Annotated in this window: 21 protein-coding genes and 1 pseudogene; 7 read left to right on the top strand and 15 right to left on the bottom strand. The window is 68.6% G+C overall.

The genetic code is table 11. From position 1 onward, the window contains the following. Nucleotides 1–802: 802 nt before the first annotated feature. Nucleotides 803–1,924: a hypothetical protein gene (locus ACFO6S_RS07370; protein ID WP_378415537.1), complete on the bottom strand. Its 1,122-nt coding sequence runs from the start codon at nt 1,922–1,924 to the stop codon at nt 803–805. A 215-nt stretch (nt 1,925–2,139) separates the two neighbouring features. Beyond that, nucleotides 2,140–3,807: an NACHT domain-containing protein gene (locus ACFO6S_RS07365; RefSeq protein ID WP_378415536.1), complete on the bottom strand. Its 1,668-nt coding sequence runs from the start codon at nt 3,805–3,807 to the stop codon at nt 2,140–2,142. 310 nt (nt 3,808–4,117) lie between these two features. Here ACFO6S_RS07365 and ACFO6S_RS07360 point away from each other — a divergent pair, with 310 nt between their 5' ends. The 3 genes and pseudogenes from ACFO6S_RS07360 (at nt 4,118) to ACFO6S_RS07350 (ending at nt 6,838) form a co-directional block, all read left to right on the top strand. Continuing rightward, nucleotides 4,118–4,660: an RNA polymerase sigma factor gene (locus ACFO6S_RS07360; RefSeq protein ID WP_378415534.1), complete on the top strand. Its 543-nt coding sequence runs from the start codon at nt 4,118–4,120 to the stop codon at nt 4,658–4,660. Continuing rightward, nucleotides 4,657–5,718 (top strand): hypothetical protein, encoded by a 1,062-nt coding sequence (locus tag ACFO6S_RS07355; RefSeq protein ID WP_378415532.1) that lies wholly within the window; start codon nt 4,657–4,659, stop codon nt 5,716–5,718. Before ACFO6S_RS07360 ends, ACFO6S_RS07355 begins: the two co-directional genes overlap by 4 nt. A 340-nt stretch (nt 5,719–6,058) precedes the next feature. Beyond that, a pseudogene (locus ACFO6S_RS07350) lies at nt 6,059–6,838 on the top strand (HNH endonuclease family protein). Between the two features lie 602 nt (nt 6,839–7,440). On the opposite strand, the gene ACFO6S_RS07345 reads toward ACFO6S_RS07350, so the two are convergent. After that, entirely contained in the window at nt 7,441–7,653 is a 213-nt protein-coding gene (locus ACFO6S_RS07345) for a hypothetical protein (protein WP_378415530.1), read from the bottom strand. 190 nt (nt 7,654–7,843) lie between these two features. Next, nucleotides 7,844–8,023, bottom strand: a complete 180-nt coding sequence (locus ACFO6S_RS07340) for a hypothetical protein (protein WP_378415528.1) — start codon at nt 8,021–8,023, stop codon at nt 7,844–7,846. Nucleotides 8,024–8,445: 422 nt separating this feature from the next. On the opposite strand from ACFO6S_RS07340, the gene ACFO6S_RS07335 reads away from it, so the two are divergent. After that, nucleotides 8,446–9,543, top strand: a complete 1,098-nt coding sequence (locus tag ACFO6S_RS07335) for a 3-deoxy-7-phosphoheptulonate synthase (protein WP_378415526.1) — start codon at nt 8,446–8,448, stop codon at nt 9,541–9,543. Here the strand turns inward: ACFO6S_RS07335 and ACFO6S_RS07330 are convergent. Both ACFO6S_RS07330 and ACFO6S_RS07325 read right to left on the bottom strand, forming a co-directional pair. Then, a complete protein-coding gene (locus tag ACFO6S_RS07330; RefSeq protein WP_378415524.1) occupies nt 9,509–10,144 on the bottom strand; it encodes an alpha-ketoglutarate-dependent dioxygenase AlkB in 636 nt (211 codons plus the stop codon). The genes ACFO6S_RS07335 and ACFO6S_RS07330 overlap by 35 nt on opposite strands. A gap of 46 nt (nt 10,145–10,190) precedes the next feature. Continuing rightward, the gene (locus ACFO6S_RS07325; protein ID WP_378416108.1) at nt 10,191–11,645 is read right to left on the bottom strand and encodes a glycoside hydrolase family 5 protein; all 1,455 of its coding nucleotides are present in this window, start codon (nt 11,643–11,645) and stop codon (nt 10,191–10,193) included. Nucleotides 11,646–11,798: 153 nt separating this feature from the next. Here ACFO6S_RS07325 and ACFO6S_RS07320 point away from each other — a divergent pair, with 153 nt between their 5' ends. After that, nucleotides 11,799–12,224 carry a VOC family protein gene (locus tag ACFO6S_RS07320; protein ID WP_378415522.1) on the top strand — a complete coding sequence of 142 codons (426 nt, stop codon included), beginning with the start codon at nt 11,799–11,801 and terminating at the stop codon, nt 12,222–12,224. 6 nt (nt 12,225–12,230) lie between these two features. Here the strand turns inward: ACFO6S_RS07320 and ACFO6S_RS07315 are convergent, their stop codons facing one another. Together ACFO6S_RS07315 and ACFO6S_RS07310 are read right to left on the bottom strand one after the other, a co-directional pair. Further along, nucleotides 12,231–13,253, bottom strand: a complete 1,023-nt coding sequence (locus tag ACFO6S_RS07315; RefSeq protein ID WP_378415520.1) for an AraC family transcriptional regulator — start codon at nt 13,251–13,253, stop codon at nt 12,231–12,233. A 7-nt stretch (nt 13,254–13,260) separates the two neighbouring features. Beyond that, on the bottom strand, nt 13,261–14,445 hold the full coding sequence (locus tag ACFO6S_RS07310) for a pyridoxal phosphate-dependent aminotransferase (protein ID WP_378415518.1): 1,185 nt from the start codon (nt 14,443–14,445) through the stop codon (nt 13,261–13,263). A 125-nt stretch (nt 14,446–14,570) separates the two neighbouring features. Here ACFO6S_RS07310 and ACFO6S_RS07305 point away from each other — a divergent pair, with 125 nt between their 5' ends. Then, a complete protein-coding gene (locus ACFO6S_RS07305) occupies nt 14,571–15,179 on the top strand; it encodes a carboxymuconolactone decarboxylase family protein (RefSeq protein ID WP_378415517.1) in 609 nt (202 codons plus the stop codon). Here the strand turns inward: ACFO6S_RS07305 and ACFO6S_RS07300 are convergent. Together ACFO6S_RS07300 and ACFO6S_RS07295 are read right to left on the bottom strand one after the other, a co-directional pair. Continuing rightward, the gene (locus ACFO6S_RS07300; protein WP_378415515.1) at nt 15,100–16,077 is read right to left on the bottom strand and encodes a sigma-70 family RNA polymerase sigma factor; all 978 of its coding nucleotides are present in this window, start codon (nt 16,075–16,077) and stop codon (nt 15,100–15,102) included. The genes ACFO6S_RS07305 and ACFO6S_RS07300 overlap by 80 nt on opposite strands. A 10-nt stretch (nt 16,078–16,087) precedes the next feature. Next, nucleotides 16,088–17,197, bottom strand: coding sequence for an alpha/beta hydrolase (locus ACFO6S_RS07295; protein ID WP_378415513.1), 1,110 nt, complete (start codon nt 17,195–17,197; stop codon nt 16,088–16,090). Between the two features lie 120 nt (nt 17,198–17,317). Between ACFO6S_RS07295 and ACFO6S_RS07290 the strand changes: the two genes are divergently transcribed. Next, nucleotides 17,318–18,304 carry an LLM class F420-dependent oxidoreductase gene (locus ACFO6S_RS07290; RefSeq protein ID WP_378415511.1) on the top strand — a complete coding sequence of 329 codons (987 nt, stop codon included), beginning with the start codon at nt 17,318–17,320 and terminating at the stop codon, nt 18,302–18,304. 30 nt (nt 18,305–18,334) lie between these two features. Here the strand turns inward: ACFO6S_RS07290 and ACFO6S_RS07285 are convergent, their stop codons facing one another. The 5 genes from ACFO6S_RS07285 to ACFO6S_RS07265 form a co-directional block, all read right to left on the bottom strand. Next, the gene (locus ACFO6S_RS07285; RefSeq protein WP_378415509.1) at nt 18,335–19,009 is read right to left on the bottom strand and encodes a DUF3239 domain-containing protein; all 675 of its coding nucleotides are present in this window, start codon (nt 19,007–19,009) and stop codon (nt 18,335–18,337) included. Nucleotides 19,010–19,036: 27 nt separating this feature from the next. Beyond that, the gene (locus ACFO6S_RS07280; protein ID WP_378415507.1) at nt 19,037–20,695 is read right to left on the bottom strand and encodes a DNA repair helicase XPB; all 1,659 of its coding nucleotides are present in this window, start codon (nt 20,693–20,695) and stop codon (nt 19,037–19,039) included. A gap of 226 nt (nt 20,696–20,921) precedes the next feature. After that, complete coding sequence (locus ACFO6S_RS07275; RefSeq protein ID WP_378415505.1) at nt 20,922–21,227, bottom strand: hypothetical protein; 306 nt, start codon at nt 21,225–21,227, stop codon at nt 20,922–20,924. 2 nt (nt 21,228–21,229) lie between these two features. Then, the gene (locus ACFO6S_RS07270) at nt 21,230–21,361 is read right to left on the bottom strand and encodes a hypothetical protein (protein WP_378415503.1); all 132 of its coding nucleotides are present in this window, start codon (nt 21,359–21,361) and stop codon (nt 21,230–21,232) included. Nucleotides 21,362–21,444: 83 nt separating this feature from the next. Beyond that, nucleotides 21,445–23,703, bottom strand: a complete 2,259-nt coding sequence (locus tag ACFO6S_RS07265; RefSeq protein ID WP_378415501.1) for a helicase-associated domain-containing protein — start codon at nt 23,701–23,703, stop codon at nt 21,445–21,447. Nucleotides 23,704–23,744 lie beyond the last annotated feature (41 nt).

Raw genomic sequence — 23,744 nt, 5'->3', positions numbered from 1 at the left:
CACACGGCCTCACCCGACTCGATCCGGCTCGAGTAGCCCACACCGAACACGCCGCGGGTGGCCTCGACCAGTCGCGCGGCAGTGCGAATGGCCAAGGTAGTTGTCATTTCACAATGACCTGACCTGCGGAATGGCACCTACGGTGACGACGAAGAGCCGGTCGTGGTCAACATACTTGGCAATTGTTCACTGGGACCTGCCACACGGAGGGCGGCGATTCAGGCTGGCATGGGAGGAACAAGGGGGACTACTAGCCGAAGGTGAAGCGCAAGTTCGCGGCGCGGCACGTGCGCCCGCGCGAAGACGGTCGGTGTGAATCGCCAACACAGTCGGCAATTACTGACGCTCTGACCTGGGGTGTGACAACTATCCTGACCACGACCGGTCGCGATCGTTGTCATCGAAGTTGGCAATTGTTCGCAGCGGTTCGTTGGGCACATCATCTGGTTGGCGATGCAGCCTTCCGGGTGCATCGACCTGTCGTAGATTGCCGCGACCCGCTCAGCCGGCTCTGAACTGCTCGGGACATCCCACCTTGCTTCAACACGCGGCCAAGTCGGCTGGTCAGGGCCTTACCGATTTCCACCACTCCAGGGGACTCTCCCCGCGGCCTTCTCGATGGCCGGCGGCGCGCGGGCGAACTCCCTTCCCCTTCGAGTCCGGGCCGGTGGTCTCTAGCCACTACTCGACTGTTGTTGGTGAAGTGGCCAATCCGCATGGCTGTGTTGTGCCGTGGCTGGAGGTCTTCGACCCCTTTTCGGTGTCTGCACAGCGGCACCTGACAGTTGAGCCGTTCGACGCCCTAGGAGAATCGCCCCACGAGATCCTCGAGCAGCTCTTGGTAGCCCTCCTGGCCTGCGGTCATGACCGCGTTCCACAATGTGTTGAACACTGCGTGCGGTGAACCCGACGTCGCCTGGTAGATCGTGTAGGAAGCAATGTTCCACCGCTCGTACGGCTGACTCGCGGGATACAGGATCGAGATCGCGTGGACCCGGGTACGCGAGAAATCCGGGTCGCCCGCGATTACGTCGCGCTCTCCACTCTTCCCGTCGAACGGGTCCGGGAGAGGCTGATGAGCCAACAGCGCCTCGATCCCCTTCCGGGCCCATTCGAACTCAAGCAGACCCGCCTCCTGGTATGCCCGTTCCACTGCCCACCGGGCAATCTCATCCTTCTGCCGGGCATCTGAGCCCACGACAACTTCGAGTGCGTCGCGGTTCAGGAAGGACAGCCACATCAGTTGCTTGATGGTCTGACGGTTGGCTTTCGATTCGGCGAGTTCGGAGACGGTGTCGAGGAGGGCTCCGGTAGGGGGGCGACCGTCCCATAACTGCGGATCCAACGACACATCCAGTCGAGGGGTACCCCGGATGCCGCTCACGCCCGAATCCACCAAGTCACCCAGCGAGGGCGTGTCTTCGGCCGCGGGGCTGGTGTCGTCAGACTCCGCGCCCTCGCTCCATGCCTGGTCCTGCTTCTTGATCTGTTCGAACTTTCCGAACGGTGCGCGCCAGAGGTCCATCGAGTAGGACTCGACGGGCTCGGATACATCCATATCCCACTTCAGGTCTCGGCCTCGTGCCGAGACCCGGACCCGATACGTGTCTGCATCGACGTGCCGAAGGGTCTCGTCGAACGGTGAGACCACCTCGCCGTCGAGGGTCAGAACATGGATGGGTTCATCAACGGTGATGCTGCCCTCCTCGACAACCTCCCAGTCGCTGGCGGATGGGGCGGGTGATTGACCGTGTAGTTCGACCGACAGCAAGGCAGGGCCGTATGCGATTCCCGTTCGCACGGTGACGAAGCCGGGACCGAGGTCGATCAGCGATCCCTCTGTGGTGGTGGCGAGGGTGTCGGTTTCCGCCGATCCGAGGATGAACTGATGGTGATCGACTCGGACAACACCGTTGGCAGTCATGGTTCGACCCTAGAGCAGCTCGGAACCGGCATCGATCGGTCGACACGCACGAAGCGGGCCGCCCCACTGACGGTTCGTCAATGGGGCGGACCCGCTCGCTACCTGTGCTCGCTAGTAGGTGGCGTTGACGTAGAAGGTCTCACCGTCGAGAAGGCGGTTCTTGGCGTAGAACCAGCTGGCAATTCCTCCTCCTCGACTGTTCTGCCGGGCATTGATCATGCACGGTAGTTCTCTAGAACATCACCAATTCCCTTGGGCTTATTGCGCTCGCGCGCGTAGATGACGTCGTAGTAGCTCTTGAACAGCCCGTATCGGCTCGCCGGAGCTTGACGTCGCTGCTCGAGCAGAAGGCTCAATATCGTTACCTGCAGCGGCGACGTCATTAGTCGGGCCGTCTCAGTGCGTTGAGATGCTTCCTCCAACCGCTCGAGCGTCTGCACTTGCCGGTCAGGATTGTCCGCGAATCGTTTGCTTAACAGCCGTGAGGCGTAACGCATCGCATCGCTCACAGCCAGTGGAGTGAGTTGCAGTTCTTGGTAGTCAATGTCAGAGTCGCGCTCAAACCCGATCGGTCGCGACGTGCAGACTGTGAACACGTCCGCCCTCAGCGCGGCCATCTCGCTCAAGAAGTCTGCGATCCGAGTAGACACGTCCAGACGATTGTCGGCCGAAGCGACTTCGTCCATTCCATCGAGCACCAGAAGCAGCGGCCAGGCAGTCAGGAGCCGCTTCGCTTCAGGAACACTGATCGGGTCCGACCCGCGGTCGTTGATCAGACCAACGACGTGCTGCAACAGGGTCAGATTTTTGGACCGACTCACCTCATCAGCAAAGGTGCTCAGCACGACCCGAACGGGAAGTCGATGCAATGTAGGGGCGGGCAGGCCAGCGGCGTCCAGCGCTTCACGGATCTGCCCCGCCCGCTCCGCTACTTGCGGGGTGACTCTGCCGGAAGCTTCCTTCCGCAACAGTGCCACCCGATACACCTGGCAGAGCAGTCGTGACAACGTGGACTTGCCAGAACCAGGGCCCCCCAAGACCACTACGCGATCTCGCACAGCGGGTGCGAGTCCGGGCGACAGAATTTGATCGCCCCGCTCGACGAGGCGCCTTAACGCGGGGGAGGGCGCCCCCTGTCGAGGCTCAAAAGAAGACGGGAGGTCAACAGCAACCTCTGCCAGTGACATTGCGGAGTTGGCATCGTCACCGGACTCACTGAGCTCGACCGTTGTGTCGCTTTTGTACGCGCGCGTGACGTGACCGATCCATGCCTGAACCAGCCGTTCGTCAGACTCGGTGACCTGCTCATAAAGCCGCGAGATCACATCACCAGGGAGCACGAGATCCGCGTAGCAGCGGCGCACCTCACCGTTGTTCTCCAGCAAGCGGTCCAGATACTCGGCGTGCCACACGGCGTAACCCTTGAAGTTGGGCATCCCGATCTTGCGGATGGTCCCGTCTGGGCGCTTTTCAGTCCGATCGCGGTAGCGTGCGAACAGTTGGTCGAGGCGGTCCAGTCCGCCCGATTCTGCGACCGACGTGAGGGTCACGTTAGTGACAATGATCAGATAGTCGGGCTTGTTCCGGTAGCGCTTCTTCTGTGGGTCGATCCATGCATCGAGCTCAGCGGTGACCTGTTCGAAGAACCACGATTGATCTGATTTCGTGGCGGTCAGACGTTCCTTGTACTTCGCTTGGATGACGCCGTAGCCGTTCCACTTGCCTTTGCCGTCCATGTTGACCTCACCGCGGAAGGTCGCCTCACGGCCTCCGTCTGGGCCGGCCCCGAAGACGTCGACCCCGTGACCAAGATGGCCGAGGGTGAGTGCCTGTACTAGGTGCTCGAAGCGATTGCTGCCGAGCCGGGTGAGGTCGTAGGTCACGTCGTTGACGCTACTGCCACGATGAGTCCGTCGATCGGGGGACGCTGCCCTCGGCGCGTGCTGCGGGATATCGCGGCGTGGCCGACGGCCGACGCAGGGTCGTGGCGTGCAAGGGGACGTGACAGGCGAGTGGGAGGCATCGCATCGCGACCGGACCGGCCGCGGCAGCTCGATGAGCCGCGCAGCAGCATCTGGTGGACGTCACCTGTCAGAGGTGCTGCGCGGGCCAATTTCAAGTCGTTTGGCAGTGCTGTGTAAGTTTCGGCCGCTACGCGGCCGTTACTGGGTAAAGGGTGAGGGGAGGGACTAGATGGGTGTCGACGAGACGAGATTCACTGAGATATACATGCGGTTGTATTCCCGCGTGTGGTCGTTTGCTCGTCGGCGGGCATCGGATTCCGGTGCCCATGACGCTACTGATGAAGCCTTCCTCATCGCATGGCAGAAATTGCATCAACTCCCGGAGGATCCATTGCCATGGCTGTTGGTGGCTGCCCGGAATGTTCTCTCCGAGAATCGGCGCCGCGATGACAGACAGGATGCGCTGGTCGAACGGATTGTGGCGAGCTCGCCGAATCTCGCGTCGGCGGAACCGGGAGCTGAACACGCGGTTGTGGAACGACTTGCAGTGCTCGGTGCGATGGAGTCCCTGTCGGCCCGCGACCGGGAGACCTTGATGCTGACCGCCTGGGATGGACTCAGTCATGCGCAGGCGGCGGAAGTGATGGGGTGCAGCATCTCGGCATTTGGGGTGCGTCATCACCGCGCCCGCCGGCGATTGGAGGCCGCGTTGTCCGCGCAGGACAGGGGCAATGCCAGGCCCACTATTCGGATCGAAAGGGATGCGAGATGAATGACGACCGAACGGCTCTCGCCAGGATGGAACAGCAGAATCCGGTACCGCGCAGTTTCCATCGAGCGCCTCCGGCAGGAGGGCTGCGGTCGATCCTTGCGCACGACCGTGACCGTGTGGAAGTACTCTCGTGGTGGCGCCGGCCGCTGCTCGTCGCGGCGAGCGTCGTTGCTACTGCCGGATTGGCGATCGGCACAGTAGTGGTGTTGCACGATGACACGCCGGACCACACTGTCGCCGCGCCCGGCTCCACCCCCGTGCAGTCGTTCTCGCTGCCACCTACCAACCCCGACATCGCAGTCCTCCCGCCGGCCGACGCGGGCCCAGGGGATGTCGCCACCGTCCCGATGTTGCATTTCGTGGCCTACATCCACCCCGTGTCCTCACGCGAGCTGCTGATGCATCTTGCCGACCAAGCTGAACGACAACCCCCCGCGCGAGGAGTCGGGCCGTACGAGTACGTCAAGACCCGGGGGTGGTACCTGTCGACGGATCAGACCGCCGACGGGGTGGTAATCCGCTCCGAGATCGCGGAGATCGACCGCGAACAGTGGCGCGCCGACGACGGATCAGGACGCTTCATCGAAACCGAGAACGGGCAGACCAACTCCCGGGATGTCGGGCCGCAAGATCACCCGTGGATTCGTCTCGACGTCGGCAGCCCTCCGTCCAGCCAGCTTCGCAACCGACTGCTCGACATGGGCGCTGGGAGGACGACACCGCAGTGGTTCGCAGCCTTCACCGATACGTGGAACTCACAAATCGTCTCCCCAGGGCTGCAGTCATCACTTCTTCGTATCCTCGCTGACCAGAACGGAATTGAGGTCCTCGGTGCGGTCGAGGACCGAGTCGGACGTCCCGGTGTAGCGGTCAGCGCCACCACATCCGACGAAAGGCTCGTGCTCGTTCTCGATGAAGCGACCGGCGCACTGCTGGACTACGAGCAGATTGCGTTGACCGCCGCGGCGGCGTCCGTACCCATTCCGTTGCCGTCAACCGTGAGCTATACCGTCTGGCTCGACGCCGCTCATGTGCGGTCAACCACAGACCGACCGTAGTTGTCCTCGACCGCGCGCTCGCGGGTCGAGGGTCCGCGGGACCTGGGCGGCCGTATGAGATCGGCACACGGCGCCGGCGGATACGTCCCCAATCTCTTAGCGAAAGATCGGCGACCGCAGCACCCCGGCAGGCAGCACCTCGCCCCCAGTAGTAAATCCGCGGATTCCGCGGCATACCTCAATCACATCGCAACTGTCCTCGCGAACCATCGCGGGCGCGAAACTCGGGTCGGTCTGTGTGCGTCGCAATGAGGTCGAAGGACGTCGAGGAATCGTCGCAATTCGACCACTGAGGTCCAGTCGAGAGGGGGATTGGCCTCCGAAGTCCGTCCGCGGTTCAATATTGCAGCTAGGCCATGTCTCCTGGCGACAGCATCAGCACCCCACCCACCCCGCCGATCCGCGCGCCGCACTCACACAGTCCAACACCATCCCGGTGAAGGGCCGCGCACCCAAGACCGGATACAGCCGAGACCAGTTCGGGCAGGCCTAGTCCGACGACGTCAATGTCGCCGGGCAGCACAACGGATGCGACATCCTCCCGAGATCTCACCTGCACGTCGTTCAAGGCCAGCAGCCATCGTGATCGCCGGCAACCTCAACGACCTCTACACCGGCACGCGAATCGAGTTCCAGCGCCGCCAGGACACCTCCTCCGCCGCCCAGATCGACCACGTGGTCGCGCTCAGCAACAGTTGGCAGACCGGCGTCCAGCAGCTCGATGCCGAGATCCGCCGCGATCTCGCCAACGACCCCCGCAACCTGCTGGTGGTGGACGGCCCGGCCAACCACCAGAAGTCCGACAGTGACGCCGCGTCCTGGCTCCCCTCAGCGGAGCCGTACCGATGCACGTGAGTCGCGAGACAGGTCGAGGTCAAGGCCGCCTACCGGCTGTGGGCTACCCAGTCCGGAAAGGACGCGCTGGCTACACGTTCTGTCTGCCTGTTTGGGCTGGCATACGTTCGACGGCACAACGGCGAGGATTGCTGTTGACGCAATGAACGAAAGTTGTTGGCGTTTAACAATTCCCGACTCGGCATATGTGACACGACATGTGCCGTTGGTAGTTGACTCCGGGAACACAGGATGTGAGTGTGATCCCGTCATGTTCAAGCGTTGATCCGACAGCTATCGAACTGCGGATCTAAATGCTCGGGGAGGATGTACATGAGAAGTCCGATTCGAATGGCACTGGCGACTGGCGCGGCACTGGCGATCGTCTCGCTTGTATCGCCAACTGTCAGCGCTCAACCGACGACGGCGGCGAATCCGAGCAAGGAGCCCGCCCAGAACTGCGTACTGGTCGTAGACAAGGGCACGAAGGAATCGGGAGGCTCAAAGGAGTTGTTCAGGGCGTGCTCCGACAAGTCGATGGAGGACGCCAAGGCGCAGCTATCCTCGCCGCAGGCCTCTGGCGCGCTCACATCGAAGGGCATCTCGCCTCTGGCTTCCACGCCGATCGTTGAATGGTGGCAGGACCATCTGTCGCCTCGAGGTGCAAGTGGCCCGCGATCTGGCGTGGCGTGCGTGAGCGGAAAGGTCTGCTCGTAATCGTTCCTGCAGGACCGGGTCGGTGTCGATCTTGCGGGCTTGGAGGGCGGCTGCGTCGCCTCTCGTCCTGACAGTCCGTGAACACTGGTCGGTACCCGCGGATCATCGTGCTGTTGCGTTTTTCGTTCCCGCCAAACCAGCGACCGGTCCTTTCGTCCGTGGCCGTTATTGCTACGACGCTATGACACCGCCACCTCGGAGCTCCGGATGTCGTTTCAGAAGCTCATGGCGAACGCGTTGTAGCGATTCGATCTCTCTCGAGATCTCGCCCAGGGCGCGACTTGATACGTCAAGCTGGCCCTGAAGCTCCCTTATGTGAAGCGCCACTTCCTCGCGCTTCTCAATAAGGTGTTCGATCGATTCCTGAACTGGGTCATCGCTCATCTTTCAACGTTAGTCCAGATCCGGCACGTTTAGGCCGTGTGCGAGATGCCAGGTAGAAGCCGTCCCGCGAGCGCCTGCTGAAGAGTGAAGTCCCCCGGATATGTGGCCCGGCCCGACCGGGGCAGTCCGAGCGGTTGTGCCGCAGCACCTTTTGCGAACTCGCCGACCAGCGGGCGAGATGCGGACGTGCTCAACGGGTGCGATCGCGCACCTCGTCGACGGCCGCCGCGATGGCCATGGACAGCACGGGGCCGTGGCCGGGGAGGATGGTGTCGGCGTCGAGCGCGGCGAGGTGGTCGAGTGCCCCGAGCGTGTCGTATCGGCCAAGGGAAACCTGGGCAGGGGGAAGTCCCGGCGGGAAATTGCACAACGATGCTTCTCGGCATCACGAGCGGGTCACTCGCGGCCCTGATGTCCAACCTGTTCGCCATCGGAGCGCTGTGCGACCTCTGGGAGATCGTTCCACATCCTTCCGCGGGTGCCGCGATGTTGGCATTTCGGGCCGCCCTGACTGTGCTCTGGCCAACCATCCTGACCAATGGCCAACAATGTTGACGAAGTGGCCAACTAGGGTGACGAATGGCCAACTACGGTGACCATTCACAGGCGGTCCGGAGGCGCTGCTACAGTGGCGCCCATGCAGCGCACGTATTTCTGGTTTAGCAGGCCGGCCCCGGGTGGGCCGGTCAGCGTAGACCTGCGCTGACCTCTTCCACCTCGAGCCGGACCACACCGGCTCGCGAGTGTGCACGCATTCTCAGTGGGTCGGTCCTCACCGAACAGGACACCCACATGACGATCACCATCGAATCCGACGCCCGCGATCTCGACGACCAGCGGACGATCTCCATCAGCCCCCTGGCGCCGCCGTCCGAGGTGCGCGCCGAGCACCCGGTCGACGCCGCGGTCTCGGACACCGTGCGTGACGGCCGCGCCTCGACCGTCGGCATCCTCGACGGCGGCGACGACCGCCTGCTCGTCGTCGTCGGCCCGTGCTCGGTGCACGACACCGACGCCGCGATGGACTACGCCCGCAGGCTCGCGAAGAAGGCGCAGGAGCACGGCGACGCGCTGCACGTGGTCATGCGCGTCTACTTCGAGAAGCCGCGCACCACGCTGGGCTGGAAGGGCCTGATCAACGACCCGCACCTGGACGGCAGCTTCGACGTCAACACCGGTCTGCGGGTGGGACGCAAACTGCTTCTCGACATCTCGGCGCTGGGCCTGCCGGTGGGCTGCGAGTTCCTGGACCCGATCACCCCGCAGTACATCGCGGACCTGGTCAGCTACGGCTCGATCGGCGCCCGCACCGCCGCCAGCCAGGTGCACCGGCAGCTGTGCAGCGCGCTGTCCATGCCGGTCGGCATCAAGAACTCCACCGAGGGCGACGTGCAGGTCGCGGTCGACGGCACCCGGGCGGCCGGCGCCAGCCACGTCTTCCCCGGCACCGACCTCAGCGGCCGCTCGGCGCTGATCCGGACCGCGGGCAACCCGGACTGCCACGTCATCCTGCGCGGCAGCGCCGTGGGTCCGAACTACGACCGCGAGTCGGTCACGGACACCCTTGCGCGCCTGGCGAAGTCGGGCCTGCCGGAGCGGGTTGTCATCGACGCCAGCCACGGCAACAGCCAGAAGAACCACGAGCGTCAGGTCGACGTGGTCACCGACATCGCGGCCCGGATCGCGGACGGCGAGCAGGGTGTCGTCGGCATCATGCTGGAGAGCTTCATCGAGGCCGGCCGTCAGGACCTGACCCTCGGCAAGGCGGACGAGCTCACCTACGGGCAGTCCATCACCGACGCGTGCCTGGACTGGGACACCACCGCAGAGCAGCTCGACCGGCTCGCCGCCGCGGTCACCGCACGCCGCGGGTCCGGAACTGCACGCTGACCCGGGGGCCGGTGGGGCGGGAGCTCTTGGGGACGGCGTGTTCCCAGGAGCGCTGGCAGGACCCGCCCATCACCAGCAGGTCGCCGTGGCCGAGCGAGAACCGCACGGAGTCGCCGCCCCCGCGCGGGCGCAGCGCGAGGGTCCGGGCGGCGCCGAGCGAGAGGATCGCCACCATGGTGTCCTCGGTGGCGCTGCGGCCGATGGTGTCGCCGTGCCAGGCGACGCTGTCGGCGCCGTCCCGGTAGTAGCAGAGCCCGGCGGACACGAACGGTTCACCCAGCTCGGCCAGGTAGTAGCTGCTCAGTGCCGCCATCGCGTCGGCGAGCAGCGGGTCCGGCAGCGCGGCGCCGGCGTCGTAGAAGGCGACGAGGCGGGGGACCGCGACGACACGGTCGTACATCCGCCGGCTCTCGGCCCGCCACGGCACCGTGCGTTCGGCCAGGTCGGCGAACAGCCGGTCCGACCCGGACATCCAGCTGGGGCGGACGTCCACCCAGGCGCCCGCGGTCAGGGTGCGTCGGCGCACCGAACCGTCGAGCGATCCGAGCCGGGCGCCCCCGGTCGGGTCGTCGAAGAGCGACGCCTGCACCGCGATGTCCACGGGGGTGAGCCTACTCCTGTGCGAACAGGTGTTCCCATGGCTTGGTTCAGCGGGCGGCCACCGAGTAGGCGCCGTCGGTGCGCGCGGTCAGGCGCCAGCCGCCGTCCGCCTGCGTCAGGACCGGGTCCGAGACGTTGGCGGTCTCCAGCGTGGGTCGGTCGGTGCCGGGGTACCACGCCTCGAGTCGTCCGGATCCCGTCCCGGTGAAGCGTCCCGTGGTGACCTGCGTCAGCGTTCCGGGGGCGGCGCGCGGGTAGGCCCGGGAGAGCGGCCCGGCGAAGCCCTCGACCAGGCCCAGCTGCTCGCCGGACGGGCAGTCGATGCGGTTGAGGTTGCCCATCGGCTCGTCGGTGTGGCCGTCCCGGACGGCGTGCGGATCGCCGCAGGCCTGCGACCACGACCACCAGGCGCCGCCCATCTTGTGGGCGTCCATCGCGTCCATGAACCGCTCGACCTGGGCGGCGTCGTCCTCGGGTTCGCCGAACCAGGCCCACTCTCCGGTCCACAGCGGCGCGTCGTAGACCGCGGCCGCGCGTTCTGCCAGGTCGAAGCCCTCCTCGAGGGACGGGAGGTCGCTGCTGACGGTGATCGACCCGGCGTAGAGGTGCGGCGAGAACACCACCAGTGGGTCGGCCAGGTAGTGCCGCGGCGGCAGGGCGTCGACGCCAAACGCCGACCACACCGCGCTCGGCTCGAAGAACACCAGGTGCGGGAAGCCACCCTGCTCGGCGCCGCGGATCGCGTTGATGGTCCGCTGGTAGAAGCGGCCGATCTGGTCGGCGGCGGTGATCGGGTCGCGCAGGCCGGGGTTGGGCTCGTTGAGCAGGTCGTAGCCGGCGACGGCGGGCTCGTCCTTGAACTCGGCGGCCAGCCGCGCCCAGGTGTCGACGAGGTGTCCCTGGATGCCCTGGACGTCGTCGTAGAAGTTCTGGAAGGCGGCGGCGACCGCCGGCGCGGTCTCCCGGACGCCGGCGATGTTGCAGGTGGTCCAGCCGTTGGTCAGGGTGGCCCAGGCGGGGGCGCCGTCCCAGCCGACGCCCGCGCGCATCGGTTCCGGGCAGCTCTCGCCGGCGGGGGTGCCGACGGCCTTGCCCCAGGCGTCCTGATGCATGTCCAGCACCGTGTAGATGCCGTGGTCCTTCGCGTCCTGGACGGCCTCGCGGATCCGGGCCACGTAGGCCTGGTCGAAGGCGCCCGGGGTGGGCTCGAGCGCCGACCACGCGACGGTGAGCCGGACGACGTTGAACCCGAGGGTCGCCATCCGGGTGAAGTCGGAGCGGTAGAGCGGCGCCGTCGCCGGGATCGCCGGGTCGTTCTGTGCATAGTCGTTGAGCTGGTTGATGTTTGCGCCGCGCAGCAGGACCGTCCGGCCGGTCACGTCCGTGATCGCGCGATCGTCGACCGTGAGCCGCGGCAGCGTCCAGTCGCCCGCGGTCGCCGCCGGTTCGGTGGTCGGCGCGGCGGTCGCGGTCGGTGCGACCTGCAGGGCCAGGGCGACCATCGGGATCAGTAGAAGGAGCTTGCGCAAGACATCGACCTCTCATTTGAACGTTTGTCCAGGATGCCGTGTGCGGCGGGATCCGTGTGGCGTTCGACGGATCTGCTCACGGCCGAGCGGCCCGCGCCTGTCGGTGGCCGGTTGTACCGTCCGGACATGGGATACGAATTTCAGGTGACTGTTGATTCGAACGATCCGCACACGCTGGCCAAGTGGTGGGCCGCGGCGCTCGGCTGGGAGGTCGAACCGAGCGACGAGGACTTCATCCGCGGGCTCGTCGCCGCCGGGCACGCCCGCGAGGAGGACACCACCGAGTTCGAGGGGGTGCTGGTGTGGAGGGCCGGGGCCGCGATCTCGGACCCCGAGCATCCGGAGCGGCCCCGGGTGCTGTTCCAGTCGGTTCCCGAGCCGAAGACGGTGAAGAACCGGATGCACCTGGACCTTCGGGTCGGTGACGACAAGCAGGCTGTCGCGGACCGGCTTGCCGCGGCCGGTGCGACCGAGCTGCACCGGGGGGAGCAGGGCCCGTACTGGTGGATCACGATGACGGATCCGGAGGGCAACGAGTTCTGCGTGTGCTGAGCGGATTTACCGGTAGGCGCCGGGGGTCTCGCCGGTCCAGCGCTTGAAGGCCCGGCGGAACGCGCTGGGCTCGGAGAACCCGAGCCGGGCGGACAGCTCGTCGACGGACTCACCGCGACCGAGTCCGGAGACGGCCGCGTCGCGCAGCACCTCCTCGCGCAGCTGGTTGAGCGAGGTCCCCTCCTGTCGGAGTAGCCGGCGCAGGTGCGGGGCGCTGATCGAGAGCATCTCCGCGATGTCGTCGGCGGTCGAGGTGCGGCCCCGCACCCCGGCCTCGAGCACCTTGCGCACCTGCGTCGCCGCCGAGCTGTCGTAGTCACGTTCGGAGAAGATCAGGTTCGGGGACTCGCGGAGGTAGGCGAGCAGCGTCTCCTCGGTCTGGACGATGGGGGCCCGCAGCAGCGCGCTGTCGAACTCCAGCGCCGCGACCTCGGCGCCGAACCCGACGGGCACCCCGAAGATGGCGTCGTAGTTCTTCGCGAGCGCCGGATCGGGTGTGGGATAGGGGAGTTCCAAGGCGACAAGCCTCATCCGCCTGCCCACCAGCCAGGCCGCGAACCGGTGCAGCACCATCATCACGAAGTCGATGAGCAGCCGGTCGGCGGCCAGCGCGGAGGCCGGCGGCAGTGCCTGCGCGCGGTCGGGCACCCGCACCAGCAGTCGGGTGGTGGCGTCGCCTGCCTCCAGCCGCATCGCCGGCATGCCGGGCAGGGCGCGGGTCACGTCGGTGATCCGCTCGAGCGCGCTGCCGAGGTCGGGGGTGTGGATCAGGGCCAGGCTGACCAGCTTGAAGGTGCCCCGCGGCACCGGCGCCGCGCCCAGGCCGAACAGCTCGTCGTCGGTCAGTTGCCAGGCCGCCTGGGTGAACCGCGACAACTGGTCCGGGGTGATGCGGGCAGTGGCGTCGCGCAGCACCGCCGCGGACACCCCCGCCGCGTCCAGCGGGAAGCCCAGGTCGAAGCCGCCGCCGGCCGCGATCTCGGCGGCCCGGCGGACGAAGTCGGCGGGCACCGTGCGGGGGGCACTCATCGTGCGGTCACCACCGCCCCGCCAGCGAGGCGAGCCGCTCGGCGGCGTCTGTCAGCACCTCGTCGCGTTTGCAGAACGCGAAGCGCACCACGTGATCCCACGCCGACTTGTCGTCGGCGAACGCGCTCACCGGGACCGCGGCCACCCCGATCCGCTCCGGCAGCGCCCGGCAGAAGGCGCCGCCGTCGGTGGTGCCGAAGGGCGTGATGTCCGCGCACACGAAGTAGGTGCCGCCGCTGGCGTGCACCCCGAAGCCCGCCGTGCGCAACGCGTCGCTGAGGATGTCCCGCTTGCGCTGCAAGGCATCTCGCTGCTCTGCGACCCACCCCTGCTCGTGCCGCAGGGCATACGCGACGGCCGGCTGGAAAGGGCCGCCTGCGACGAAGGTGAGGAACTGCTTGGCGGTGCGGACCGCGTCCACCAGCTCGGCGGGCCCGCACACCCAGCCCGTCTTCCAGCCCGTCACCGCGAAGGTCTTCGCGGCGCTGGAGACGGTGACGGTGCGTTCGGCCATCCCCGGCAGCGAGGCCAGCGGGGTGTGGACTGCGCCGTCGAACACCAGGTGTTCGTAGACCTCGTCGCTGAGCACCAGCAGGTCCTGCTCAACGGCGAGCGCGGCGATCGCGGCCAGGTCCGCGCCGCCGAGCACGGTTCCCGTCGGGTTGTGCGGGGTGTTGACCACCAGCATCGCGGTGTTCGGCCCGACCGCCGCCCGCAGCGCGTCGAGGTCCAGCGCGAAGCCCGCGCCGTCCGGAACCAGCGGCACCGTCCGGCGCACCCCGCCTGCCATCGCGACGGCGGCGGCATAGGAGTCGTAGTACGGCTCGATCAGCACCACCTCCTGGCCCGGCTCGACCAGCCCGAGCAGGGTGGCGCTGATGGCCTCGGTGGCGCCGACGGTCACCAGCACCTCGGTGTCCGGGTCGCAGGACATCCCGTACCGGGCGGCCCGGTCCGCGGCGATGGCCTCGCGCAGCACCGGCATGCCCGGGCCGGGCGGATACTGGTTGAGCCCGTCGGCGATGGCCTCGCGCGCGACGTCCAGCATGGCCCGCGGACCGTCGGTGTCGGGGTAGCCCTGACCGAGGTTGATCGCGCCGGTCGCGGTGGCGAGCGCCGTCATCTCCGCGAAGATCGTCGAGGCGAAGGGCCGCAGGCGAGCGACCGTCTGCGAGTGGCGTGCTGCGGGCATTGTCACAGCTTAGGCGGGGGTGCATCCCGCCGGGAAACGCCTAGTGTCACATTTGGCAGGGCCGTCTCGTCCAGGTGTGTAGACGGCCGCGCACTGGCCGTCGATACCGCGAACAGGAGAGAGTCATGACTCGAATTCCCCCGGTTCCGCCCCAGGAAGCCGGCCCGCTGGTCAAGCTCGCGTACCGGATCGCCGGACGCCGGTTCGGCGCGGTGCCCGAGCCCTTCGCCGTGCTCGCCAACCACAGCAAGCTGTTCCTGGCCTCGGCCGGGCACGAGATGGCCGTGGAGAAGGCGTCGACCGTGCTGCCCGCGAACGTCCGCGAGATCGCGGTCTACCGGGTGGCCTGGACCGTCGGCTGCTCCTGGTGCGTGGACTTCGGGACCATGCTCACGCGCCTGGAGGGCCTGGACGTCGAGCGCCTCCAGCAGATCGGCGACTACGAGAACTCGACGCGCTACAGCGACGACGAGCGGGCCGCGATCGCGTACGCGGACGCCATGACCGCCACCCCCACCGCCGTCACCGACGAGCAGGTCGCGGACCTCGAGCGCCGGTTCGGCCGCGACGGTGCGGTGGAACTGACCTACCAGATCGCGCTGGAGAACCAGCGCTCCCGGATGTACTCGGCGCTCGGGATCGTGGACCAGGGGTTCAGCTCCGGTGACGCGTGCCGGATTCCGTGGGCGGCGGCGGATCAGGCCGGTGCCAGCCGGGAATCCGGACGCGGGTGAGCTTGGCCGGGTTCGCGATGTCGTAGGCCGCGCTGACCTTCCCGTCGCGCACGGTGAACCCACCGACGCGACCAGGGAAGGCCGGGTGCGTCTCGTCGCCGGGCGAACCGTGCGAGAGGAAGCCGAGCTGGCCGTTGACCAGGGCCGGTTCGATCGCCAGCAGGGCCTGCGGGCCGTAGCGCGTGGCCAGGCCGAGGAAGAACCGGGCGAAGTGGTCGGCGCCGTGCAACACGTTGACGGCGGTGCGGGTGGTGCCGCCCGCGTCCCCGATCACCAGCGCGTCCGGGTGCAGGGCGTCGAGCACCCGCTGCAGGTCGCCGCTGGCCATCGCGGCGAGCAGCGTGCCCACGGCCTCGGCGTGCTGGGGGTCCGGCGTCGGCGACTGCGCGCCCGCGTCGGAGTCGGCGACCGCGCGCCGTGCCCGGGACGCGAGCTGACGCGCCGCCGGGGCGGAGGTGTCCAGCAGGGCGGCGATCTCGTCGAACGGCACCCCGAACCCGTCGTGCAGGACGAAGGCGGTCCGCTGGTCCGGGCCGAGGGTGTCGAGCACGATCATCGCCGCGAGCCGGGTGTCCTCGTCCAGGACCACAGCGTCCAGGGGGTCCGGCGGGCTGTGTCCCCCGAGCGGACTCACGATCGGCTCCGGGAGCCATTGCCCCACATAGCTTTCCCGTCGGACGGCCGCGCTGCGCAGGTGGTCGAGGCAGATCCGCCCGACCACCGTCGTGAGCCATGCCCGCAGGTCGCGGATGTCGTCGGCATCGCGTTCGCTCAGTCGCAGCCAGGCCTCCTGGACGGCGTCCTCGGCGTCGGCGACGCTGCCGGTCATCCGGTAGCCCACGGCGAGCAGGTGCCTGCGGTGCGACTCGAATGTCTCGGCCAGCGCGGCAACTGCCATGCGGTCGAGTCTACGAGACCGGTGCCTGCGGGACCCCGGCCCGCACGGACGGTGCCGTGTCGCGGGAGAGCCCCACCCGCAACGCGCCGACGGCCTCGCGCAGCGCGTGCGTGCCGGCGCTGCCGTAGCCGGTCATGTTGACGAAGGCGTGCACCAGTCCGTGATGGGTGCGCAGCGTCGCGGCGACGCCGGCCTCCCGCAACCGCTGCGCGTACGCCTGTCCCTCGTCGCGGAGCACGTCGAATCCCGCGACCGCGATGTACGCCGGCGGCAGCCCGGTCAGGTCGTCGGCCAGCAGCGGGGAGGCCATCGGGTCGGTGCGTCCGTCGTGGTCGGGCAGGTACTGCTCGACGTACCAGTCCATCTGCGCGTCGGTGAGGAAGTACCCGGTCGAGAACAACTCGTGGGACCGGCGCTTGGTGGACATGTCGACCCACGGGAAGAACAGCAGCTGGAACGCCGGTCGTGGTCCGCCGTCGGCCGCGGTCACCTGGGCGAGCACCGCGGCGAGATTGCCGCCGGCGCTGTCCCCGGCGACGGCGATCCGGTCGGGGTCGATGCCCAGTTCGGCCGCGTTCATGGCGACATGACGGAAGGCGGCCAGACCGTCCTCGACGGCAGCCGGGTACGGGTGCTCCGGTGCCAGCCGGTAGTCGACGGCCAGCACCGCCACCTCGGCGTGCGCGGCGAGGAACCGGCAGACGGTGTCGTGGCTGTCGAGGCCGCCCAGGGCGAACCCGCCGCCGTGGAAGTAGACAACCGCCGGGGCCCGCGGAGTCAGGCCCTTCGGCCGGTAGAGCCGGGCCGGGATCGGGCCAGCCGGTCCCGGCACGGTCAGGTCCCGGACCGACTCCATCGGGATCGGCGGCGCGGCGACCAACCGGGCCTCCGCGTCGATCTGGGCCCGGGAGGTCGCGACCGGTTGCGACGCGTAGTCGGAGTGCGGGAGCAGCGTCAGCATGCGCAGCATCAGCTGGATCTCGACGTCGAGTTCGTGGCCGTCGACCCGGATCGGCCGGCCGGCGAGCAGTCGTTGCACCCGGTGCGGCAGTGCCCCGGCCGTCCGGGCGGCGGCGCGAGTGGCGCGCTCGAGTGCGGTGTCGATCAGCGTGCTCCGCATGGTGTGGGCCCTCTTCCGCTCGGTCGAGTCGTCGTCCTGCCGAGCATCCTGCATCACGGTCGGGGTCGGTGGGGCGAGTTCGTCCGCCCGGCCGGGGGCAGACGGTCGTAGGCTCGACCGATGCGATTCGGGATGTTCGTACCTCAGGGCTGGCGGCTGGACCTGGTGGGCATCGAGCCCGCCGACCACTGGCAGGTGATGAAGGGGCTGACCCTGCGGGCGGAGGCGGGGCCGTGGGAGTCGGCGTGGGTGTACGACCACTTCCACACGGTGCCCGCGCCCACACAGGAGGCCACCCACGAGGCCTGGTCGCTGATGTCGGCGCTGGCCGCGGTGACCTCGCAGATCCGGCTCGGGCAGATGTGCACGGCGATGAGCTACCGCAACCCGGCCTACCTCGCGAAGATCGCCGCGACCGCGGACCTCATCTCCGGTGGCCGCATCGAGATGGGCATCGGCGCCGGCTGGTACGAGCACGAGTGGCGCGCCTACGGCTACGGCTTCCCGCGGGCAGGCGAGCGGCTGGCCCGCCTGGACGAGGGCGTGCAGATCCTGCAGCAGGCGTGGCGCACCGGGTCGGCGACCCTCGACGGCAGGCACTACCAGGTGGACGGCGCGATCTGCCGGCCGCTGCCGCTGCAGGACGGCGGACCGCCGCTGTGGATCGCCGGCGGCGGGGAGAAGGTCACGCTGAAGATCGCGGCGAAGTACGCGCAGTACACCAACTTCGACGGCACCCCGGAGGGCTTCACGCACAAGTCTGCGGTGCTGCGTGAGCACTGCGCGGCCGTCGGCACCGACTTCGACGCCATCGTGCGCTCGGCGAACTACAACGTCGCGATCGGGGCGACGCAGGCCGACGTCGACGCCCGGCTCGCGCAGACGAAGGACCGGATGGCCCGCTACGTGGGCGAGGACCTGGCGGAGGCGTCGATGGCCGCATTCACCGGCATGCCCGCGGTCGGCACGCCCGAGCAGATCGTCGAGAACCTCGGCGCGCTGCGCGAGCAGGGTCTCGACTACGCGATCTGCTACTTCCCGGAGGCGGCATACGACACCTCCGGCATCGAGCTGTTCGAACGCGAGGTCATCCCCGCGCTGCGGTGAACGCGCCGGTCGAGGCCGTGGTGAGTCCGCTCAGTCGAGCAGGTAGCCGGGCAGGTCGCCGGGTGCCACCGGCAGCTGCTGGTTCTCCGCGGCCAGCACCTTGGGGGCCAGCGGGATGGACTTGGCGAGCAGGTTCCACTCCTCGCCGCCGATCGAGTCGGTCGCGCGCCGCAGCACCCGCGCGTCCGCGGTGCCCCACGCGATCGGCATCGGGCTGACCATCTGCCAGGTATCGGCCGTCGACCTGGTGTTGCGGTCCGCGAGCACCGCGACCGATGGCACCCGCTCGCCGACGCGGTCGATCGAGTGGCCGGGCAGCGAGCGAACGCTGCGGGTGACCAGCACGTAGTGCGGGCGGTCGGCGGACGGCTTGGCGACGTCGACGAGCGCGAGCAGGGTGGCCCCGCGCGGCCGGACCTCGGCCACCACCGCAGGCACCAGCGCGCCCTTGGCGTACATGTCCTCGACGGTCCCGACCTTCCGCGGCGCCCAGAACGCCATCCAGAGCGAGGTCGCCGCGACCAGCGCGATCACCGTGCCGAGGATGTACGACCACGGATGGGCCAGCAGGAACAGCCATGCCGCCAGCCCCGCGAACAGCAGCGCGGTGACGATCGATGCGGCGCGCAGGCGGCGGACGTCCGCGAACGTCTCGTTCACCGAGTGGGCGTGGGACCTGTCGACAGGGAACTCGAAGCTGCGCACGGTCCTATTTCTACCCGATGACAAGGCCTACCCGATCGCCGGTCCGAGCAGGTCGTCCGCGTCGGTGATCCGGTACGCGTAGCCCTGCTCGGCGAGGAAACGCTGCCGGTGCGCGGCGTACTCGGCGTCGAGGGTGTCCCGCGAGACCACCGAGTAGAAGTGCGCCTGGCCGCCGTCGTGCTTGGGACGCAGCAGCCGGCCGAGGCGCTGGGCCTCCTCCTGCCGGGAGCCGAACGTCCCGGACACCTGCACCGCGACCGAGGCCTCGGGCAGGTCGATCGAGAAGTTCGCCACCTTGCTCACCACCAGCGTCGGGATCTCGCCGTTGCGGAACTGGTCGAAGAGGATCTCGCGTTCCTTGTTCTTGGTCGAGCCCTTGATGACCGGCGCGTTCAGGGCCTCGCCGAGTTCGTCGAGCTGGTCCAGGTAGGCGCCGATCACCAGCGTCGGGGAATCGGGGTGCTTGGCCAGGATCGACTTCACCACCGCGATCTTGGTGTGTGCCGTCGAGCAGAGCTTGTAGCGCTCCTCCGGTTCGGCCACGGCGTAGGCCATCCGCTCCGCGTCGGTCATCGTCACCCGGACCTCGATGCACTCGGCCGGCGCGATCCAGCCCTGGGCCTCGATGTCCTTCCACGGGGCGTCGTACCGCTTGGGACCGATCAGCGAGAACACGTCGCCCTCGCGGCCGTCCTCGCGCACCAGCGTCGCGGTCAGTCCGAGACGGCGTCGCGACTGCAGGTCCGCGGTCATCCGGAACACCGGTGCAGGCAGCAGGTGCACCTCGTCGTAGATCACCAGGCCCCAGTCCCGGGAGTCGAACAGCTCGAGGTGCTTGTACTCACCCTTGGTGCGGCGGGTGATCACCTGGTAGGTGGCGATGGTGACCGGACGGATCTCCTTGCGCTCGCCGGAGTACTCGCCGATCTCGTCCTCGGTGAGGGAGGTGCGCGCGATCAGCTCCCGCTTCCACTGCCGGCCGGCGACGGTGTTGGTGACCAGGATCAGCGTCGTCGCCTTGGCCTTGGCCATCGCGGCCGCGCCGACCATCGTCTTGCCTGCGCCGCAGGGCAGCACCACCACGCCCGAGCCGCCCGCCCAGAACGAGTCGGTCGCCATCTGCTGGTAGTCGCGCAGTTCCCAGTGGCCCGCCTCGAAATCCAGCTCGATCGGGTGCGCCTCGCCGTCCACGTACCCGGCCAGGTCCTCGGCCGGCCAGCCGATCTTGAGCAGCATCTGCTTGAGGTGCCCGCGCTCGGACGGGTGCACGACGACGGTGTCCGGGTCCACCATCGCGCCGAGCATCGGCGCGATCTTCTTGTGGCGCATCACCTCGGTGAGCACGGCGCGGTCCAGGCTGACCAGCGTCAGGCCGTGGGCGGGGCTCTTGACCAGCTGCAGCCGGCCGTACCGGGCCATGGTGTCGACGACGTCGACGAGCAGCGGCTGCGGTACCGCGAACCGGGAGTACGTGACGAGCGCGTCGACCACCTGCTCGGCGTCGTGTCCGGCCGCCCTGGCGTTCCACAACGCCAGCGGGGTGACCCGGTAGGTGTGGACGTGCTCGGGCGCGCGTTCGAGCTCGGCGAACGGGGCGATGGCCTGCCTGGCCTGGCCGGCCAACTCGTGGTCGACCTCGAGGAGCAGGGTCTTGTCGGACTGGACGATCAGGGGTCCGTCGGTCACGCGTCCTCCTTGGTGCGGTCGTAACCACCCCATTGTCCACGTTCGGTCGAGGGCGCACTTTCGCGAACCGGATCCGTCCGCGGAGGTCGGCTCCCGACGCACGGTCAACGCCCTGCGGGATCGGTGCCACGGTGGCGTCGTCCGTCCGGTGCCGCCGACCGCGAATTTCGCCACAGAAAAGGGAGGATTTGCCGCCGATGCGGTAAATCCTCCCTTTTCTGCGAATCTACCGCTGCGCGGTGAGGGATTTCCTCGTGTCCATCACCTGGACCAGTGCCTCGGAAATTCCGGCACGATATCCGGATTGCCGTTCATCGTGCCCGGTGATCGTGTCGAGTTCGTTCTCCAGTCGTCCCTGAATCTGGTCCAGGGCGAGCAGTGTCCGTTTCACGGTGTCGGTCCTTCGGGGGTGGAGTGCGGGGAAGCCCGACTGCTTGGCCTGCTCGTCCAGGACGTAGATCTTGGCGGTGAGGTTTCCGGCGTCGGCGAACCGGTCGTACAGCGCCTCGAGGGCGCCGGTGTGCGAGGTCATCGTCAGCGGCTTTTCCGTTTCCGGATGAATTCCGTGGACTCGATCGACTTCTCGCGTTTTTCCGCCCGCTTTTCCTTGAGGGTCTGCGCGGGTTTCTTCTTCGCCGTTCTTCCGCCGGGGTTGCGTTCGGCCATTGTCTCTCCTGAAATACGAAGTGGCAATCACTTGCCCGAGACCATACTTCATTTCGCAGGAAAGGCCAGTCGCCCGAAAATGGTCAGCCGGACAGGCTCACCGAGGTGATCCGGTGCAGCGTGAACCGTCGGACCGCGCCCTCCGCCGAGTCGAAGGCGTCGAGTTGGCCGCCGCCGACGCTGACCGGCTCCACGATCCGTTCGGACGCGGTGCCCTGCGCGTCCACGTACCCGATGGACACGCTCCGCGAGGTCCGGACGGCCAGCTGCAGCAGCGCCATCGTGGCCGCGCTGCTCGCCCTGCTGCCGTCCGCGAGGACGGCGTCGCCGCGGGGCGCCGTCGCGGCCCGTTCGCCGGCCCGGAGCTGGCGCACCAGGGTGTCCAGCTGCTCGGGGGTGGGCACGGCGGGCATCCGCGGTGCCGGACGGGGCCGTCGCCGCAGCACCCGGGCCCCCCGTGACCGCAGGTCCACCACCGCGCCCGCGGCGTCCTCCCCGGCGGGGGCGAAGCCGGCGGCGCGCAGCTGGTCGAGCACCTCGGCCAGCGGCGCCTGGGAGACGGCGACGGTCGGCGCCAACGCGCGCAGCGCCAGCGACTCGGCGACGGGGGAGGCCAGTACCTCCGCGAGCAGCGCCGGGTCCTCGCACCGCAGGAAGGACGAGGCCATCCCGGCGCGGAGCTGCCCGTGCCGCCGGGCGACGTCGTCGATCAGGTAGGTCAGCGACTGCGGGACCGCGGTCCGGGAGCGGGTCGCGAAGAGGGTGTGCAGTTGCGAGGCGCCCAGCCCGGCGTCGAGGGCACGCCGGACGCTGGCCTCGCTGATCCGGTACGTGGTGGCGGTGCCCGCCGACTCGAGGTCCGCCACGAGGGAGACCTGCTCGCGCAGCTCCGGGGTCAGCGGTCCAGGCGCTACCACCGTGAGGTCCGCCTGGACCAGCACGTAGTCGATGGGCGCGGGCAGGCTCGCGGTGATCTCCGCGATCGCGGACTCGGCCGGGGCGTCGTGCAACAGGCTGCGCCCGGCGGAGCTCAGCGCGTCGCGGCCGACCAGCCCCACGGCCGCGGCCTCGGCGAGGACGTGGCGCACCGCGTCGGCGCGCAGCCGTGCCGACCACCGTGGCCGACGCCACGCCACCGTCGCCACCACCTCGGTCGCGCTCGCACCGTGCCCGGAGCCCAGCTCGGCGAGCAGCCCGAGCACGAACCGGCGGTCGCGCGGGGCGCTGGTGGCGCGGACCTCCTCCGAGAGCGCCGCGATGGGCTTGTCGTGCTCGTCGCGCATGCCGATCAGCCAGGGCCGTCGCGGCAGGTCCAGCCAGGTCTGTGCGAGCAGGTGCCAGCGCTGGGCGGTGGCGGTGCCGGTCCAGGAGTCCGCCGCGCCGGTCGGGGCCCAGTAGTCGTCCCCGGTGTCGGCGGCGGGGAGCGGTTCCGGTGTCCCGCTGCCGATCAGCCCCGCCCCGGCCAGGATCTCGAGGAGCAGGGTCACCCGCGGCTCGTCGACGCCGACGGCCTTCGCCAGCCGCTTCGTCTCCCGGACGCCGAGCCCGCCGGCCTTGAGCGTCGTGGCGGGCTGTTCGCCGAGGGCGGCGATCAGGTCCTCGCAGTGCCGCACCAGTTCGAGCACCTCGCCGCCTGCGGCGGCGTTGACGTCGGCGACCTTCAACGCGGTGGTGTGGATCGGCGGCGGGATCAGTGCGGTCGGGTCGATGACCGTCTCCCCGCGCAGCGCCTGGCCCACCTGGTGCGGCAGTTCCACGGTCTGCTCGTCCAGCCAGTTCAGCAGCCGCCGCGCGAGCAACCGCTGGACCGGCCGTTCGGGGTCGGTGCCCGGCGCGGCGTCGCGGGTGCGGCCGATCGGCGAACTGGTGGCGAGCGTGGTCAACAGCCGGCGTTCGACGTCGGTGACCTCGGCCAGTGCGGTCTCGATCTGCGCGGCGGTGAGCCCGTCCCGCGGCGCGTCGATCCGCCAGGTGACGGCGTCCTGGGCGGCGGGGGTGACCCGCAGCGTCTTCGTGCCCCACACCAGGGCGCGCTCGCGCAGCACCTTCAGGGCCTTGTCGACGGCGCGCACCGGGGCACGGCCCGCGACGGCCTCGGTGAGCGCCGCGCGGGTCACCCCGCGCTCGCGCCCGCCCAGGTCCGAGAGGAACCCGATGACGGTCAGTTCGAGCACGGTCAGGTCGTCGGCCGCGCGCAGCACCGACGCCCGCTGCTCGGTGCGGGCGGCGAGCACCGTCAGGTTGGCCGGCGGCGGGACCGCGAGGTCGGGCCGCAGGCGCAGCAGATCGGCCAGCTCGGAGTCGGTGCGGGCGGTCAGCCAGGAGGCCAGGGTGTCGGTCATCGCCTACCAGATTAGATACCTGGGCTGTACGGGGACGCGGC

Origin of the sequence: Rhodococcus kronopolitis (assembly GCF_042654025.1) — a bacterium.
In the GTDB taxonomy this organism is placed as follows: Bacteria; Actinomycetota; Actinomycetes; order Mycobacteriales; family Mycobacteriaceae; genus Rhodococcus_G; species Rhodococcus_G kronopolitis.
This window is presented reverse-complemented; position numbering and strand designations above follow the sequence as displayed.